The following is a 15,932-nucleotide window of genomic DNA, read 5'->3' on the forward strand; positions in this document are numbered from 1 at the left end:
TAGGGCAGTGTAGACAATGCGCATCATCATAGCAGATAATTCTGTCACACGTGACAATCATGGCCTGTAGGATAGAAGTATCGTGAATGCCTATGGACATCGGAATAACGATTTGGCCACCTATGCCGGCCCAACCACAGGCACTGCCCGCGAGCTGGTCGAGTTACGATCACGGCGCATTGCGTGAATTCTTACAGCGTGCGCACGACGTTGGGTTACGGCAGGTTCGCTTTGACTTGCGCTGGGCCGAGGTACAGCCGGGAACGCAGCGTATCTCGGTTACAGCCCTCAATGGCTTCCAACGCGGGCTTGATCTGGCTCAGGCGAATCACATGCAGGTTGTCGTCTCGCTCATGAGCGCCACTCTGGGGCCGACCCTGCATTTACCCGATTGGGCATTGGGGATACCGACACAGGCCCTCTCAACGCAGGCGGTAAGTGCTTTGTTGAGCGCACCCACCCTCACGATTCTTGATAATTCCTTTTACCGTCAGGAGCCGGTACGTGATCTCTACACCGACCCAGACATGCGGGCTGCCCAACACTACTTGTTGCGCGAGGTAATCGGCAATTTTGCCGACCACCCGGCGATCAGTGGTTGGCTGCTGGCTGCCGGTTTCGAGCGTGTACGTCCACCGACAGACCATCGTGATATGGCGGCGTGGTGGGCCGATCTGGCCGAAAAGGCCCGCTCTTACGGCGCTGAGCGGTTATTTGGACATATCGATGCCGCAGCCCTCAGTAGCAGAGTGAGCCTGCGGCCTTACGACATTGCAATGGCCGGTGGTGCTGTTGTGGTCAGTGTTGGGCCGTGGCCACCCCTTGGCGACGGACCACCGGCTCACGGCGCGGCTACCTGCTTCCTGCATACCGTTGTCGCCGGTCTCCTCGCCGAGGAAGTGAACGATACGGCAGCTGCGCAGGTCGTGGTTGCCGATCTGGGCTGGCCGACGGCACCGCGCACGAACCTGTCCGGCTGGCAGACCGACCAGGTATTTGCTCAACCGGCCCACACATTCCTTGCCGATGAAGAGGCTGCGGCAACCGCGTTGCAAGAATCTCTCACCACCCTGGCGCGCGCTGGGGCCGCCGCGGTCTGGCTGGCCGGGATGGTTGATCCACCTGAGGCACAGTGGAACATCCCCCCGTTCGACCGCAGTTGGATAGCGCGCACCTGGGGCCTGTGGACAGCAGACGGTCGGGCAAAGGCAGGATGGGAAGCACTCCGCGAGGCGATTCGCCAGATGCCCGCAACGGCGAGATTGCCGGCATTCCCGATTGATCCAGATCGCTTCTGGCGTGATCCGGCCAATGAATTACGACGCCTCTGGCGCGAATACCGCACCGACACCCTGCCATCGTGATCTGATGAGAGGGTCGGTAATCGTCATCGGCGATACTGCACCCCGAACCCACAGGAGGGGCAGGCGTTCGGCCTGCCCTTCCCTATGCCCTAATCCCTGTTGCATTGTACAGACTGTTGTGGCACATTCGATATTACGCGCCGTCAGATGCTTCAGGACGCCAGCCTAACTCGGCCAGCAGCGCCAGATCGGTTTTAGTCAGCACACCAGCCGCCGCCGCCCGTGCCAGCAGATCCGGACGACGGGTCAGCGTGCGCCGTAACCGTTCGGCCCGTCGCCAGCGGGCAATTTCACCGTGGTGACCAGATAGAAGCACGGGTGGTACTGCCCGCCCCTCCCACACTGCCGGGCGCGTATAGTGCGGATATTCGAGCAAAAAATCGCTGTGACTCTCCTCAACAATCGACTCGCTATCGATCACACCGGGCACCAGCCGGGCCACAGTATCAACAACCACCATTGCCGCCAATTCGCCACCGGTAAGCACATAATCACCAATACTCAGCTCACGATCAATCAGCGTCTCGCGTACTCGTTCATCGATCCCTTCATAGTGCCCACACACCAGGAGCAACCGCGGCAAGGTAGCCAGTTCACGCACAATCTGTTGCGTGAGCAGTTCACCGTCGGGGGTCAGCAAAATAGTCACTCCAGGCCGGTCATCAGCGGCCCGCACTGCCCGAATCGCCGCCGCCAACGGCTCTGCCTTCATTACCATACCGGCACCACCACCGTATGGCGTATCATCAGCCGTTCGATGGCGATCCGTCGTCCATTGCCGAATATCGTGCAAGTGAATCTCAATCCGCCCGGCCTGTTGGGCACGCTTGAGAATACTCTCGGTCAATGGCCCCTGAAACATGGCCGGGAAGAGGGTCAAAATATCAAACCGCATGGGAACTACGCCTCAACACTGCGCAGATACTGGTCGAAAAATTCGACCACGCGCCGACAGTAGCCAACCCGATCAACAAAATAACCGCCACAGTGTTCAGCTCCGGGTATTTCCCACACCAGCCGTGGTTCACGAGCTGCCGCATACAACTGACGAACATGGCTGACCGGGACAAGCGAGTCATCAACACCGTGGATCAGGAAGACTGGACGAGGGGCGATCTGTCCAATCGCGTCAATTGGGCGAGCCTGACTGAAACGATAGCCGTGGCGACGGGCAACAATCGTGTCGGCCAGGCGCACCAGCGGGCGGAGAGGCACGCGCAGCACCTTTTCGACCGCATCGGCAACCACATCATCACCAGTGGTAAACGAGCTATCGGCGACCAGTGCTCTCACCGATTGATCGCGTGCCGTCGCCAGAATGCCGACAGCGGCACCCATTGAATAGCCGATAACGCCAATTGCTGCTTCTGGCATTCGCTGCCGCACATACTGTAGCGCAGCCAGCAGATCATCAACTTCACGACTAACGAGCGTTTGCGGCCAGGGATCAGACTCACCACGCCCTCGATAGTCGAACAGTAAGACATTATAACCGGCCCGCCAGCAATAGCTGCCAATGCCGAGCAACTCATCTTTGCGTCCAGCGTGGCCATGACTACCAACGATCACGGCATTTGTCTCGGGACGCGGCAACCACCAGCCAACCAGACGCAAGCCATCACTACTGCGAAATTCAACAGTTTCGTAAGGAACCTCAAGCTCCCACGGGGTAAAGGTATAGCTATCAAGGTAGGTTCGGCGCGGCGGCGGACTGACGCGAAGGCTTACGTAGTATGCAGTGATACCTCCTAACAAACCGAAGGCGCCAGCCAGCGCCATCGGCAGTAGACTCCAGCCAGGTTTGACAGCCATAGCACTCTCCTATTTATTTTTGACAAACTCAAACTCTGTGGCACTTTGTGGCTGTAGCAGTACATGTATTTCGTACAGGCCATCTGCATGCCGGCCCTGAAAGGGCAAACCTAATCCCATCGCCAACCGGATCATAGGGGTATTATCGGCATGGGTTAAAAAGATCAGTCGTTCAAGCCCGGCGGCCCGTGCTTCGGCCAAAAGTAATGCTAACAACTTACGCCCAACCCCTGTTCCCTGATAATCATCACGCACCAGAATGGATGCTTCTGCAAGCTTTGGGTTGTGCGGTAGACGGGCAAAACGGGCCACGGCAATGGCCTCTTCTGACCCTTGCTCATCGGCAAGCGCAATCAGTGCCGCTTCACGACACGGATTGATCGCTGCCAGCCGCTTCGCCGATTTGTGTACCAGTTCTGGTGAAGCATGCTCGGCGGCAATGAAGAAGCGGCGGTAGATCGTCTCCGGGGAGAGGCGATAAAACATGCGCTCGAGGAGCACTGCATCGCTGGCAGCAAGGCTTCGCACTCGCAATGTGCGCCCATCACGGGTGGTGATGGTTGTCGGGATGTCCTGACATACCGGTTGATTGTTCATTATATCCTCTAACATCTCTCGTCAACAGCGGATGTTCGATAGAGCATGGCAGGCGAAGCATTCCACAAAACCCGGCACCAGCAAATGCGTTCCGTTGTAATCACACCTATTTGGTGCTACACAGGTATTGTAGCATGAGAATGAAACGGACGTGAACATAAATAACGCACTGCGTTATACCTGTATGATATGATGGTGAGGTGAAATATAACATCATTGCGTCAGATGAGGAACACGCTTGGAAGAGCTTATTGCCATCGTCGGACCAACCGCTGTCGGTAAGACAGAGCTGGCTATTGACTGGGCCAAACGTATCAACGGCGAGATTGTATCTGCCGACTCACGGCAAATCTATCGCTGGATGGACATTGGTACTGCCAAGCCGTCGCCTGACGAGCAAGCACAGGCGCGGCACCACCTGATCGACATTCGCGATCCCGATCAACCGTTTTCACTGGCCGAGTTTTGCGATCTGGCCACGGCAGCAATCGCCGACATTCGTGGCCGAGGGCGCATCCCACTTCTGGTTGGTGGTACCGGCCAATACCTGGCAGCCTTCCTGGAAGGCTGGCAGATACCACGTGTAGCGCCACAACCTGACCTGCGCACCGAACTTGAACTCATTGCCGCACGTGAAGGTCCGGCAGTGCTTCATGCACGCCTGGCCGCTGTCGATCCGGTAGCAGCATCACGCATCCCCCCTACGAATGTTCGGCGTGTGGTACGAGCGCTGGAAGTGTATCTCGTCAGTGGTGAACCAATTTCGCGTCTGCAAGAGCGAAAAGAGCCTCCTTTTCGCCCACGCACCATCTGGCTCCATCGGCCACGTGCCGAATTGTACGCCCGTGCCGATGCGCGGATTGAACGGATGATCGCTGCCGGTCTGGTCGAGGAAGTTGCCGGTCTGTTGGCCCGTGGCTACGACTGGTCGCTGCCGGCTATGTCGAGTCTCGGTTATATTCAGTTTCGACCATATTTCGCCGGCGAAGCCGATCTACCGACCTGTATCGAGCGGCTGCGCTTCGACACGCATGCGTTCATCCGCCGCCAGGAGATGTGGTTTCGGCGCCTGCCCAATCTTGAAATCTGGACGCCTGATCATCCGTCCTGGCGTGAGATCACGGCTTGAGCGACGTGGTACTCGCGCAGCACATGTTCAATAAAACGTTCTGGATCGCCAGAACCCGGTGGCAAAGCCAGCCGCTGCCGGAGAATAGTCGCCAGATGAGTAGCCAGATCGCTCCGCGCCTCGGCCTGTAACTCATCGCGCCGCTGTAAAAATTCAAGCAACAGGGCCAGATCGGCAGCAGTCAATCGTTCAACATTCGGGACAAGCGGGGTGGGCGGGGCATCGGGCGCTCGCGGTGGTACCTGGACAATAACCGGCTGCATCACCCGCTCAAGCGTCAACGGCATCGCTTCGTGAACAACAACGGTACCGGCGGTAAGATCACCCAACCGCCGCTGATAGCGATCAACAAACATCGTTACCAGACCAATCCCGTAGAGGAAAGGGAGAAAATCAATCGCCCGCATCAAATTCCGCACCACGATGGCACCAATGTCAACCGGACGCCCACCCTCTCGCAAGACGCGCAGCCGTAGTAACCGCTTCCCTGGTGTCTGACCGTTCCAGATCCATTCAAAGAAGACGAAGTACCCCCAATTCACAACAAACACCAGAATTGCCAGCAGGGCCAGGATCACATCCTGGTTCGCGCTACTCGTGCCTTCATCTATAGCGGCCGCAGCCAAAACGGTCGCTAGCAACGTTATGATGATGACATAATCCACGAGTGCTGCCAGACTACGGCTTGCCAATCCAGCAGCCGTGTAGACGACCTGCACACCTTCTGGTGTAATCACCAGATACGGCTCACGCCATGAGGGTGTCGTGTTCATTGCGCTGTATCGGGTAACTCAGCATCGTCGGGTGGTGCCGAAATCAGTTCAGCCTTATGCGCTGCCTCTAAATGGCGCATATCATTGACCGTCTTCACCCGCCAGTGTTTATAGCCGATTTCCAGGATGGTGATGGATGTGTTACCAATATGGTCGTAGCGGCCAAAGCCAACACCATCAAAAGTTTCGGCGTGAGCAAGCAAGACCCGAATACAACCACCGTGCGTCACGAATGCTAGCGTCTGCCCACGGTGCTGCGCCACCATTGCCTCAACGGCTGTAACGACCCGCTGGCGGACTGCGGCCACCGTTTCCCCGCCACCACGCGGAATATCGTGACCCTGGATCATCTGTTCCCAATCATCAGCAAAGCGGGTGCGCACCTCTGCCGTCGTTAAACCGCTCCAGGCTCCAACATCAATTTCGCGCAATGCCGGCAAGAGCTGCACCGGTACGCGCAAGACTGCGCCTATCTCCCACGCTGTCTGATACGCTCTGGCCAGATCACTACTGTAAATAGCGCTAAACGGCACCCCTTCATTGGCCAGCCGCCGTGCCAGCAAGCGTGCCTGCTGATAACCAATCTCATTCAGCGGAACATCAGCGTGTCCCTGCCAGCGTCCCTGCATATTCCAATCGGTTTCCCCGTGACGGATCAGGTAAACGGTTGTCATGCTATTCCTCGTGCACAATCTCCTCGCCTGTTACTATGGTAACATATACCAATAACCAGGATTATGAACAGTTCCCCCTACCTGTACCGATTGCAACCATGCCCGGCAGCGACTGTTATGAAGGTTGCAGCGTGAACGCCATCTGCGCCTATCTGACATTGGTCAGGGTAGACGTAGTCAATTCCGCTATCTGATCTGCACCCTGGGCAAATGCCCTAAAGTCAACAGCCTGTGATGAAAATGGTACAATGCCGGCGTTGACCTGCGTTCAATGATTTATGACCGGTACACACTCACCGGCATAATGATATAAGCACGCCGAGTGTCAGAGGAAAACGCATGGAGACCCAACAGCCTGAAACGTTTACCGATCAGGAAATCGAGCTGCTTCAGCCGTTTGTGACCAATGTGGATCGTCCTATCTTCTGTCTGCGCAACCTACCGGAAGTGGTGAAAGGTGCTCTCTTTGCCCGCTACAGTCGCAGCAGCAAAAGTCTACGGCGGCTCCTGCTCGACGAGTTTATCAACGAACCAGAATCTGGCTTTTCCGCCATGGTATCAGCCCAGAATCACAATCCGGCAACACAACTGATCGCTACCCGCCAGGCAGAGGCGTTCTACGACCGGGTGCTCATCGGGTACGGCGACGACTCGGTGGCTGAACTTGGCGGGGCACATCTGGCGTGTGAGGGGGTGAGCAACATCGCCGCCAAACTGCTTGAAGATAGCCGGCTCGGTATCTCACCACTTGAGAAATCAACCCGCTACGTTCGCTTTGATCGCAAAGGACCGGACGGTTATCCCTACCTGCGTGAACCGGCGATTATGGCATCGCCATTGGCCGACCGCTATGTCGCGGTGATGGATCATCTCTTTACGACCTATAGCGAACTGCTGGAACCTGTTCAGACCTGGCTCCAACAGCAGTACCCGCGTGACGAGGCAACAACCCCACGTGCATATCGCAATACCATCCAGGCCAAAGCGCTTGATCTGTTGCGCGGACTTTTGCCGATGGCAACCCAAACCAACGTCGGCTTGTTCGGCAATGGCCGGGCTTTTGAATACCTGATCATCAAACTGGCCGCCTCACCGTTTGTCGAAGCGCAGGCGCTGAGCAAGATGATTCAGGCGGAACTGGATCAGGTCATTCCATCGTTTGTTAAGCGTGCCCGCTCTGAGCGTGGGCAGGCGTATGCCGACTATCTTGCGACGACACGGGAACAGTTGGCAGCGCTGGCCCACCAGATACCGACCGAAGCCGATTCCACCACGTCGGTGACTGTCACGCTGGTTGATTATGATCCGCACGCCGAATGGAAACTCGCCGCAGCAATCCTCTATCCCCATCTCGATCTCCCATTGTCTGCTATCGAAGAGCTGATCGCAGCCATGCCGGAAGCGGTTCGCCACGCCCTGATCAACACCGCCGTTGGTGATCGGGCCAACCGCTTCCATCGTCCCGGTCGGGCATTCGAGGAGCCGTACTACACCTTCGATATCCTGGCCGACATCGGTGCGTATCGCGATCTACAACGCCACCGCGTCCTCACCCAGGAACGCCAGCGCTTCACCGTGCGTCATGGCTATGTCACGCCACCAGAACTGGCGGAGATCGGGGTGGCCGACCGGTACCGGACGGCTCTCGAACAGGCTGCCGAGCTGGTTACGGCGCTTGAGACCATGCTCCCTTACGAAGCGCAGTATGCGGTACCGTTTGCATTCCGGGTGCGCTGGCGGATCAAACTCAACCTGCGTGAAGCCTACCACCTGATTGAACTCCGCAGCGCCCGGCAAGGCCACCCCAGCTACCGCCAGATCGCACAGCTCATGTTTCGCGAGATTCGCGCCGTCCATCCCTTCCTGGCGGCTGGGATGCGCTTTGTTGATCACAATGAATACGACCTGGAACGTCTCGCCGCCGAACAACGGATTGATCAAAAGCGACAGCAGGTGGGGAGGTAAGATGAACCATAGCGACATCGCATGTGATGTCGCTGTGGTGATCATCTGATGGCTAGATAGATCTGCCAGGCTCTGAATGTTCAATCCGGTAACAGCACCAGAAGAGAGCGTGAAGCGGACAGGTCTGGCAGTTAAGCACAGCAGCAGTCCACCACACACCTGAGATGCGGCGACATTGCGGGTATTGAAGAGAGGCCGTTCAGCAACGTGCCCATCCCTACGCAACAGGCAGCAACCTACAACACAGCTTCTAGCGAGCAAAGAGATTGTTTAGCGACTCGGCGAGGGTTGGGTGAGCAAAAATACTATTGTGCAGATCCGTTGCCGTCAATCCACCCTGCATTGCCAACTGCACCGCACTCATAATCTCGCCCCCATCAACCCCAAGCATGGCGAAGCCAAGAATCTGATCAGTATGAGCATCAACAACTGCCTTCATGAAGCCACGGGTTTCACCCGTCGTAATAGCACGTGCGACCGAACTCATCGGCAGCGTAAATACGTTAATGTCACGACCTTCAGCGCGGGCAGCTTCCTCACTCAGTCCCACTCTGCCCAATTGTGGATCGATAAAGACGGTATAGGGAACGAGACGATTACGCCTGGTACGATTACCACCCTCCAAAAGATTTGCCTTCAAGATACGGTAATCGTCGTAGGAGACGTGTGTGAAAGCCGGTACGCCGACAACATCTCCCACCGCATAGATACCGGGAACATTGGTAGCGAGGCGATCATCAACGATGATATACCCTTGCCGATCAGTTGTCACACCCGCAGCAGCCAGATTCAACCGGTCACTATTCGGCATTCTTCCCACCGCAACCAGCAGATGGGAACCATCGATCACTCGTTCACCTTCAGGCGTCTCCACCGTCAGACGAATCCCATTCTCGCCTGTACGCTCTACTTGCCGGGCCGAACTATTTAAGAAGAGAGTAATCCCATCTTCGCGCAAAATAGTCGCTACTGCTTCGGCAACATCAGCATCCTCACGAGTTAACAGCCTTTCACCGCGCTGTACAATTGTCACCTGACTCCCAAACCGGCGAAACATCTGCCCGAACTCCAGCCCGATATAGCCACCGCCGAGGATTACCAGGTGTTCCGGTAAATGTTCAAGCTCCATAATTGAGGTTGAGTCAAGGAACGGCACATGCTCAAGACCAGGCAAATCAGGTATACGAGGACGGGCACCGGTATTGATAACAATGGTTGACGCTTGCAGATAGCGGGTTTCGCCATTATTACACGCCACAACTACCGTTTGCGGATCGACGAACTGCGCAAATCCCATGAGTAATTCAACGCCATCAGCCTGGAGGTGACGTTCACTACCGATACGCCAGGCTGTCACAATATCATCTTTTCTCTGACGGATAAAGCTGAAATCAACGTTCATCGCACCGGTTTGCACACCAAAGTCAGGCGCCCGCCGGGCAAGGTACGCTGCGCGAGCACTCGCAACCATTGTTTTGGTTGGTGTACACCCTTCATTGATACACGTTCCACCCACATGCACTGCTTCAACCAGCACAGTACGACGTCCCGAACGCGCAAACGCACCGGCCAGCGGGCCTCCAGCCTGACCAGCTCCAACAACGATAGCATCAAATTGTTCAACCATGAAAACACTCCTGGCGATGGCCGTATTCCGTTGTCAACGTTATAACATACTAGTCGACGGAATGACCGCTGACTGTAAGACAACTTACAAACCACGCGAGAATACCCGCCACAGCAGCTCTCTCCGCCTATCCGGTACGATGGCGGGTTCGACGGCAGATCCATTTCTCGATCCCCAAAGGAAACTACTTGCATGACCTGTCACAAACTGTAATTGTGATCACTGTTTTTCTCTGTTCCAAGGTATATCTTCAATAGCAGTGATCCCATCTATTGGATCACAGAGGGTCGGCCCGGCAGCGTGGCTGGGCCGACCCTTGCCAGGCAGTTTGTACTAAGGAGCACGACAATGACACAACCACTCGTGACTATCTACGGTGCCATGTGGTGCGGCGACTGTCGTCGCACAAAGCGCTTCCTCGATCAGCATGGCGTACAATACACATGGATCGACATCGAGCAACATCCAGCAGCCGCCAGTACGATGGCGCAACTCAACGGTGGCAGGCAAAGCATTCCGACACTCGTATTTACCGATGGGAGTGTGCTGGTTGAACCTGACAACCGGGAATTGGCCCAGAAGCTTGGCCTGGGGTAAGCATTCGGGATAACTTGTTCAGGAGAGATGTGATCTGAGATTTATGTTGAAACCCTACATTGCTTCACGACCGGCCTGGTCAACTGCAAACAAGCCCGTCTCACAACCAGCGGCCTCGTCAACACGAGAGAGACTACCCCGTGCCACCAAATAGCACAAGGAGAAGTTCAATCTGCTGCCCGGTCGGGCTAAGGCGATCTCCGGCAAGCCACAAGCTCATGCGGGGCCAGCATCAGACACGGGGGAGAAACCACTCTGTTCAATTAGCCCTACAGGGTTGCATACCTTGAGGCAAGGCTCTCACTCACCGACTGCATTGAACATGAGAGGGAGCAATTTACATCAATCTTGATAAAACAGATCAACTGCCTCTCCTGAATAATATTCTGTAAGCACTCATCCAGAGTAGTCTTGTATTCGCGTTGTACACTGATTGAGGACTCTTGAACACAGAGCAAAGGAAGCTCCGATGAAAGTAGCAATACTGGTACTGGCCGGAACAGAGTCACACGAAGGGTTGGGACGACTGGTCAATGCCCTTGAAACCGCTAAAGAGTTGAAAGAAGCGGGAGACGATGTAATCATCATCTTCGACGGAGCTGGTACAGAAGGTTTGGCGACATTGAGTGATCCTGGTCATCGCCGCCACGAATTATACCGTGCCGTCGCCGACCGGATTAGCGGAGCGTGCAGTTTCTGCGCCAATGCTTTTCATGTTCGTGATCGACTCATTCACGCTCAGATCAAGCTGTTGAGTGAGTATGAAGACCATCCCAGTATCCGGCATTTGCTTGTAGAAGGGTATCAGGTTCTCACCTTCTGATCCAGATGAGCAAGAAACCAAACTGACTGGTTACTCTGACGGCATCCCGAAAATACAAAAGCCTGATGTCATAACGACATCAGGCTTTACTGGTGAGCCGGGTGGGGATCGAACCCACGACCCTCTGATTAAAAGTCAGGTGCTCTACCTCTGAGCTACCGGCCCGCCAGAAGTAGTATAGCCGAGTCTGGCGCTAGCGTCAAATGCATGCGCTTAATTCTCGACTCGATGAAACGCCTCGGCCAGTGGTAAACCAAACTCTTGTCCACGCTCGGCAGCCCACTGCCGTACCCGCTCGGCCAGTTCGGTCTGATCGGCGCCCAACTGCGAGACATGGCAACGCAACGCAGCCAGTTTCTGCTCGATGGTAGCGCTGATGTCTACCGCAAAGTTTAACACCGGTGCGCCGGTAATATAGACTTCACGCACCTTGCTCGGCGGATAGCCTTCGGCCAGTAATTCGGGAAAATCCCAGCCGTTTTGCGCTGCTGGATAGACCGCCGCCAGAGTCGCGTTAGCGGCTGCCAGATGATCGGGATGAAAGCGCGGAATCGAATATTGCGGTGTCCACACCCGGTCTGGCGACTGACAGACGACACGCTGCGCCCGGACACGCCTGATCTGACGCACAATATCACGCCGCAACTCAAGCGTCGGTTGCAGCATACCGTCGGGGTAATCGAGAAAGATCACCTCTTTGAGGCCGAGCACCTTCGCCGCTTCCTGCTGCTCAGCCTTGCGTATCTCGCTGATCCGTCGTCGAGCCGCCGGACCAACATCGGTGGCATCATCGGGGCCACCACCACTGCCATCGGTACAGATCACCAGAGTAATCTCCCAACCCTCCGCCGCCCACGCTGCCAGCGTGCCACCACAACCAAATTCGGCGTCGTCAGGATGGGCAACAACGACTAATGCTGTTTTTGGTTCGTTCTGTGTTTGCTGCATGGTAACTCCTTATCAAATTACTGTGCTGATAAGTAGCATACCATGACTTTTGACACATCAAGAGATGTGAGTAGCTAACGTTCCAGGTGGCACTGTTAACCAGCAACAACGCCACCCAGATCAATTCCCAGATCAATTATTCGCTTGCCCGCCGTACCTCAGCGGCGGCTGCCCGCACCCGTGCCAGCGGGTCACTCGGCGGAGCCGGTGCCGGCGAATTGAGGGTCTGCTCTACGACTTTCCCAATATCGGTCAACCACTGATTGAAACGCTCCATCGATTGCCAGGGATTAATGATCCGGCCCAATCCAATCGTCGCAATCGCGTTCAACATATTCCACGGATAGCCGACCAGTTGGTCAATATTCTGTTGTGTCAGATTGGTGATCAGCGCACTGACATTCGTTGCCACGCTGGAGCCGACAGGTGGGTTGATAACTGCAAACGCCTGGCGCCGTAATTCCTCGGCGTTGGTAATAACTGCAATCGGCCCTCTGCCACGTACTGACGCCTGACAACCGAGACGCCATCCTTCCTGTAAACGCGCTTCTGGCAGCCAGTTCTTCTCGCGATCATTCGGTGGGCTGAGAAACTCAGCCCCTGACAGCACCCGTACTTTGCAGGTTTGACAAAAACCGGTGCCATCACAGACGAAACCAATGTGCGCACTGTTGCGACGTGCAATATCGAGAATGCGTTCACCGGGACGGGCCGTCATTTCGACATCGTTTACAATGACTGTCACCATACCTGTTCTCCTTTAGCAGAAAGTGAGTGTATATTCATTGTAACGCGATTTTGGCCTGATATAGTGGTATGATACCTATACGAGTGGAAATACTATATGGTGCCGTGTAGCATTGTTGGCCGATGACCGGTGCGCTACAACCGACCATCTGATAGGATCATCTTTGCTCAATATGGTGTTATCAACGACTCAGCAGACGGATGCCGTCCGTGTTGAACAATGCATTGCCACTGCCGATGCTTTATCGTCCGCAACGGCCGACCTGACCTGGCTCAATACTGCCGACATGTTGCGTGGTTTTGGTATCAGCAAGCCACCATGGTTATATGGGCTGGCTACCGTGTTGGCCCGCCCACCAGCCCTACGCTTTGCTCGCCAGTTACTGACATTCGATGCACTGGTTGGTCAGGCTGGATTGCCGGCTGGTTGCGCCTGGATCTGCTCACTTTTTGCACCTGGTCTGGACATCATCGGCCCACAACCACCTGCCCAGGGACCGTTACTCATTGTTGCCAACCATCCCGGCCTCCTGGACGCTGCGGCACTCATCACAGCTCTCAACCGGAATGATCTCAAGATCATCGCCATCGCCCGCCCGCTGTTGCGTACACTTCCCAATACTGCAGCAGCAATCATCCCCATCGGCACTACCCCTCAACACCGGATGAATGCGCTGCGAACTGCTTTACGTCATCTCCAGCAGGGTGGTACTGTTTTGACGTTTCCTGCCGGACGAATTGAACCCGATCCGGCTCACGATGACACTGCCAGTGACAGCCTGGAAGACTGGTCGTCCAGTCTTGATCTCTTTGGCCGGATCGCCGGCGGTGTGCCGGTCGTGACTGCGATTGTCAGTAATGTCCTTGCACCGGCAGCCCTGCATCACCCGCTGACCTTGCTGCATCGCAATCCAGATGACCGCCGATGGCTGGCAGCCATTCTTCAGGTGTTATGGCCACACCTGGTTACCACACCGGTCCGTATTCAATTCAGTGCTCCATGCAGGGCCAACCATCAGATGCGTGCAACCGTTCTACACACTGCCCGGCAATCTATTTATCAAGCACGTGCCACGCAAAGGAGAACACCGTGAGTCGACACCACGTCATCGTCGCCGGTTCTGTCCTGGTTGATATGTTAGGGTACGGCTTGATCATGCCGTTATTGCCTTTTATCGTTAAAACGTGGGTGAGTGACGCCACAGTGATCGGGTTGCTTGGCTCTTTATATGCAGCAATGCAATTACTGGCAGCACCGCTCCTGGGCACCCTCTCCGACCGCATCGGACGCCGACCCGTCTTGCTGATCTGCCTGTTTGGTTCAGCAGTAGCCTACCTCGGTCTGGCGCTGGCCGGCTCACTGCCGCTGGTCATCCTGGCCATCGCGCTAGGTGGTGCAGCCGGATCGAGCATGCCGGTAGCTCAGGCCTATATTGCCGATACCACCACCGCAGAGCGGCGCACCCAGGGATTTGGGTTGCTAGGAGCAGCCTTCGGCCTGGGGCTGATCGGCGGTTCGGCCATCGGCGGGTTGCTGAGTCAATATGGATTAGCACTACCACCTGCGGTAGCAGCCACGATTGCCTTCCTCAATGCACTTTGGGCAACCATCGCCCTGCCTGAAACCCTGCCACCCAATCAGCGACGCATCCAACCGGTTCGGCTGACAAACCCCTTCGTAGCAGCCGCGAGCGTTCTGCTCCTGCCACAGATACGTCCGCTCCTTGGCGCAGTTGTTCTTCTCAACATCGCCTTCGCCGGTTTACAGAACAACGTCGCCTACTTCACCATGATCCGCTTTGGCTGGGGACCAGAACAAAATGCCGTCCTCTTCGTATTCGTTGGTCTGTGCGCCGTCATCACCCAGGGATTCCTGCTCAGGAGACTGCAACCGTTGCTCGGTGAGAGGTACCTCGCCGGTGGTGGACTGGGCTTGATGGCACTCAGCTTTGCCCTCGTGGGGCTGGTGCACGATGAAAGCTGGCGGCTCTTTCCTATTGCCGCCATGCTTGCGGCTGGCATGGGATTGGCAGTTCCAGCCCTGACGAGCCTGATCTCGCTCCGAGCCGGTGATCGTCGCCAGGGGGCCACCCTCGGCGGTATGCAGACCATGATCAGCATTGCTCTTGTTATTGGCCCCTTGAGCTTCGGTTTCATCTTCGACCAGTTTGGCACCGACGCTCCATATCTCACCGGAAGCCTTATGTTGCTCGGCGCATGGTTAATAACGGTACTCACCTTCATGCAACCAAAGCCGGTTACCACCGGTTCATTGCATCCAGTTGAAGACTCAGAGGCTTAGATATGACAACGTTCTTTCCCATCACCCGTGCTGCTATGGCAGACTTGCCAACCCGCTTCGGTCACTTTCAGATTGTGGTCTATCTCGACGCAGAGCAGAAAGAACAGATAGCACTGACCTGCGGTCCGCTGCACACACCGGAACCGGTTCTGACTCGTCTCCATTCCGAATGCTTGACTGGCGACATTTTCGGTTCGCACCGCTGCGATTGTGGCGAACAACTGGCAGCGGCGCTCACCGCTATTCAACAGGCGGGGCGCGGTGTTCTCCTGTACTTACGACAAGAGGGGCGGGGAATCGGATTGGTAAACAAAATTCGCGCCTACGCCCTCCAACAACAAGGACTGGATACTGTTGACGCCAATCGCGCCCTCGGTCTCCCCGACGACATGCGCGATTACCGCGTCGCCGCTGCCATTCTGACCGATCTTGGCATCAAAAGCGTGCGCCTGCTAACGAACAATCCTGCCAAAATCACCGGCATTGAACAGCACGGCATTGCCGTAACCGAGCGCGTACCGCTCCAAATGCCGGCAAACAACTACAGCGCTGCCTACCTGCTGGCAAAGCAGAT

General features: G+C 56.0%; 16 protein-coding genes and 1 tRNA gene. 8 read left to right on the forward strand and 9 right to left on the reverse strand.

Annotated features, from left to right (window positions below; all coding sequences use genetic code 11):
* Positions 1 to 122 precede the first annotated feature (122 nt).
* Entirely contained in the window at positions 123 to 1,364 is a 1,242-nt protein-coding gene (locus VAE57_RS02300; protein WP_322820300.1) for a hypothetical protein, read from the forward strand.
* 133 nt (positions 1,365 to 1,497) lie between these two features.
* Here VAE57_RS02300 and trmD read toward each other — a convergent pair whose 3' ends face one another.
* From trmD to VAE57_RS02315, 3 genes are read right to left on the reverse strand one after another with little or no spacing between them, the layout of a single operon-like run.
* On the reverse strand, positions 1,498 to 2,259 hold the full coding sequence (gene trmD, locus VAE57_RS02305) for a tRNA (guanosine(37)-N1)-methyltransferase TrmD (RefSeq protein WP_322820301.1): 762 nt from the start codon (positions 2,257 to 2,259) through the stop codon (positions 1,498 to 1,500).
* A 5-nt stretch (positions 2,260 to 2,264) separates the two neighbouring features.
* A complete protein-coding gene (locus VAE57_RS02310) occupies positions 2,265 to 3,176 on the reverse strand; it encodes an alpha/beta hydrolase (RefSeq protein ID WP_322820302.1) in 912 nt (303 codons plus the stop codon).
* A gap of 9 nt (positions 3,177 to 3,185) precedes the next feature.
* On the reverse strand, positions 3,186 to 3,773 hold the full coding sequence (locus VAE57_RS02315) for a GNAT family N-acetyltransferase (RefSeq protein WP_322820303.1): 588 nt from the start codon (positions 3,771 to 3,773) through the stop codon (positions 3,186 to 3,188).
* 238 nt (positions 3,774 to 4,011) lie between these two features.
* Here VAE57_RS02315 and miaA point away from each other — a divergent pair, with 238 nt between their 5' ends.
* Complete coding sequence (gene miaA / locus VAE57_RS02320) at positions 4,012 to 4,902, forward strand: tRNA (adenosine(37)-N6)-dimethylallyltransferase MiaA (RefSeq protein ID WP_322820304.1); 891 nt, start codon at positions 4,012 to 4,014, stop codon at positions 4,900 to 4,902.
* Here the strand turns inward: miaA and VAE57_RS02325 are convergent.
* Both VAE57_RS02325 and VAE57_RS02330 read right to left on the reverse strand, forming a co-directional pair.
* Positions 4,872 to 5,675: an RDD family protein gene (locus VAE57_RS02325; protein ID WP_322820305.1), complete on the reverse strand. Its 804-nt coding sequence runs from the start codon at positions 5,673 to 5,675 to the stop codon at positions 4,872 to 4,874. The genes miaA and VAE57_RS02325 overlap by 31 nt on opposite strands.
* Complete coding sequence (locus tag VAE57_RS02330; RefSeq protein WP_322820306.1) at positions 5,672 to 6,349, reverse strand: histidine phosphatase family protein; 678 nt, start codon at positions 6,347 to 6,349, stop codon at positions 5,672 to 5,674. The genes VAE57_RS02325 and VAE57_RS02330 overlap by 4 nt, the downstream gene beginning before the upstream one ends.
* Positions 6,350 to 6,688: 339 nt before the next feature.
* On the opposite strand from VAE57_RS02330, the gene VAE57_RS02335 reads away from it, so the two are divergent.
* The gene (locus VAE57_RS02335; protein ID WP_322820307.1) at positions 6,689 to 8,314 is read left to right on the forward strand and encodes an FAD-dependent thymidylate synthase; all 1,626 of its coding nucleotides are present in this window, start codon (positions 6,689 to 6,691) and stop codon (positions 8,312 to 8,314) included.
* Between the two features lie 250 nt (positions 8,315 to 8,564).
* Here VAE57_RS02335 and VAE57_RS02340 read toward each other — a convergent pair whose 3' ends face one another.
* The gene (locus tag VAE57_RS02340; protein ID WP_322820308.1) at positions 8,565 to 9,941 is read right to left on the reverse strand and encodes a mercuric reductase; all 1,377 of its coding nucleotides are present in this window, start codon (positions 9,939 to 9,941) and stop codon (positions 8,565 to 8,567) included.
* 348 nt (positions 9,942 to 10,289) lie between these two features.
* Between VAE57_RS02340 and VAE57_RS02345 the strand changes: the two genes are divergently transcribed.
* Together VAE57_RS02345 and VAE57_RS02350 are read left to right on the forward strand one after the other, a co-directional pair.
* Positions 10,290 to 10,538 carry a glutaredoxin family protein gene (locus VAE57_RS02345; protein WP_322820309.1) on the forward strand — a complete coding sequence of 83 codons (249 nt, stop codon included), beginning with the start codon at positions 10,290 to 10,292 and terminating at the stop codon, positions 10,536 to 10,538.
* A gap of 469 nt (positions 10,539 to 11,007) precedes the next feature.
* Complete coding sequence (locus VAE57_RS02350; protein WP_322820310.1) at positions 11,008 to 11,361, forward strand: hypothetical protein; 354 nt, start codon at positions 11,008 to 11,010, stop codon at positions 11,359 to 11,361.
* 90 nt (positions 11,362 to 11,451) lie between these two features.
* On the opposite strand, the gene VAE57_RS02355 is transcribed toward VAE57_RS02350, so the two are convergent.
* The 3 genes from VAE57_RS02355 to VAE57_RS02365 form a co-directional block, all read right to left on the reverse strand.
* A tRNA-Lys gene (locus tag VAE57_RS02355) sits at positions 11,452 to 11,526 on the reverse strand.
* Positions 11,527 to 11,574: 48 nt separating this feature from the next.
* The gene (locus VAE57_RS02360; RefSeq protein ID WP_322820311.1) at positions 11,575 to 12,309 is read right to left on the reverse strand and encodes a PIG-L deacetylase family protein; all 735 of its coding nucleotides are present in this window, start codon (positions 12,307 to 12,309) and stop codon (positions 11,575 to 11,577) included.
* 136 nt (positions 12,310 to 12,445) lie between these two features.
* Complete coding sequence (locus VAE57_RS02365; RefSeq protein WP_322820312.1) at positions 12,446 to 13,057, reverse strand: 2Fe-2S iron-sulfur cluster-binding protein; 612 nt, start codon at positions 13,055 to 13,057, stop codon at positions 12,446 to 12,448.
* 172 nt (positions 13,058 to 13,229) lie between these two features.
* Between VAE57_RS02365 and VAE57_RS02370 the strand changes: the two genes are divergently transcribed.
* The 3 genes from VAE57_RS02370 to ribA all read left to right on the forward strand — a co-directional run.
* The gene (locus tag VAE57_RS02370) at positions 13,230 to 14,150 is read left to right on the forward strand and encodes a 1-acyl-sn-glycerol-3-phosphate acyltransferase (RefSeq protein WP_322820313.1); all 921 of its coding nucleotides are present in this window, start codon (positions 13,230 to 13,232) and stop codon (positions 14,148 to 14,150) included.
* Positions 14,147 to 15,358, forward strand: coding sequence for an MFS transporter (locus VAE57_RS02375; RefSeq protein ID WP_322820314.1), 1,212 nt, complete (start codon positions 14,147 to 14,149; stop codon positions 15,356 to 15,358). The genes VAE57_RS02370 and VAE57_RS02375 overlap by 4 nt, the downstream gene beginning before the upstream one ends.
* A 2-nt stretch (positions 15,359 to 15,360) precedes the next feature.
* Positions 15,361 to 15,932 (forward strand): GTP cyclohydrolase II (gene ribA / locus VAE57_RS02380; RefSeq protein WP_322820315.1); only part of this gene is annotated, 572 nt, incomplete at its 3' end.

It is taken from the genome of Chloroflexus sp. (assembly GCF_034434295.1).
Lineage (GTDB): Bacteria > Chloroflexota > Chloroflexia > Chloroflexales > Chloroflexaceae > Chloroflexus.

What these genes read in the sequence shown, in the direction of transcription:
- VAE57_RS02315 (WP_322820303.1), bottom strand. Translation starts at nt 3,773, where the DNA reads ATGAACAATCAACCGGTATGTCAGGACATCCCGACAACCATCACCACC.
- VAE57_RS02330 (WP_322820306.1), bottom strand. Translation starts at nt 6,349, where the DNA reads ATGACAACCGTTTACCTGATCCGTCACGGGGAAACCGATTGGAATATG.
- VAE57_RS02350 (WP_322820310.1), top strand. Translation starts at nt 11,008, where the DNA reads ATGAAAGTAGCAATACTGGTACTGGCCGGAACAGAGTCACACGAAGGG.
- VAE57_RS02365 (WP_322820312.1), bottom strand. Translation starts at nt 13,057, where the DNA reads ATGGTGACAGTCATTGTAAACGATGTCGAAATGACGGCCCGTCCCGGT.
- VAE57_RS02310 (WP_322820302.1), bottom strand. Translation starts at nt 3,176, where the DNA reads ATGGCTGTCAAACCTGGCTGGAGTCTACTGCCGATGGCGCTGGCTGGC.
- VAE57_RS02325 (WP_322820305.1), bottom strand. Translation starts at nt 5,675, where the DNA reads ATGAACACGACACCCTCATGGCGTGAGCCGTATCTGGTGATTACACCA.
- VAE57_RS02340 (WP_322820308.1), bottom strand. Translation starts at nt 9,941, where the DNA reads ATGGTTGAACAATTTGATGCTATCGTTGTTGGAGCTGGTCAGGCTGGA.
- VAE57_RS02360 (WP_322820311.1), bottom strand. Translation starts at nt 12,309, where the DNA reads ATGCAGCAAACACAGAACGAACCAAAAACAGCATTAGTCGTTGTTGCC.
- VAE57_RS02335 (WP_322820307.1), top strand. Translation starts at nt 6,689, where the DNA reads ATGGAGACCCAACAGCCTGAAACGTTTACCGATCAGGAAATCGAGCTG.
- VAE57_RS02370 (WP_322820313.1), top strand. Translation starts at nt 13,230, where the DNA reads ATGGTGTTATCAACGACTCAGCAGACGGATGCCGTCCGTGTTGAACAA.
- VAE57_RS02345 (WP_322820309.1), top strand. Translation starts at nt 10,290, where the DNA reads ATGACACAACCACTCGTGACTATCTACGGTGCCATGTGGTGCGGCGAC.
- trmD (WP_322820301.1), bottom strand. Translation starts at nt 2,259, where the DNA reads ATGCGGTTTGATATTTTGACCCTCTTCCCGGCCATGTTTCAGGGGCCA.
- VAE57_RS02300 (WP_322820300.1), top strand. Translation starts at nt 123, where the DNA reads ATGCCGGCCCAACCACAGGCACTGCCCGCGAGCTGGTCGAGTTACGAT.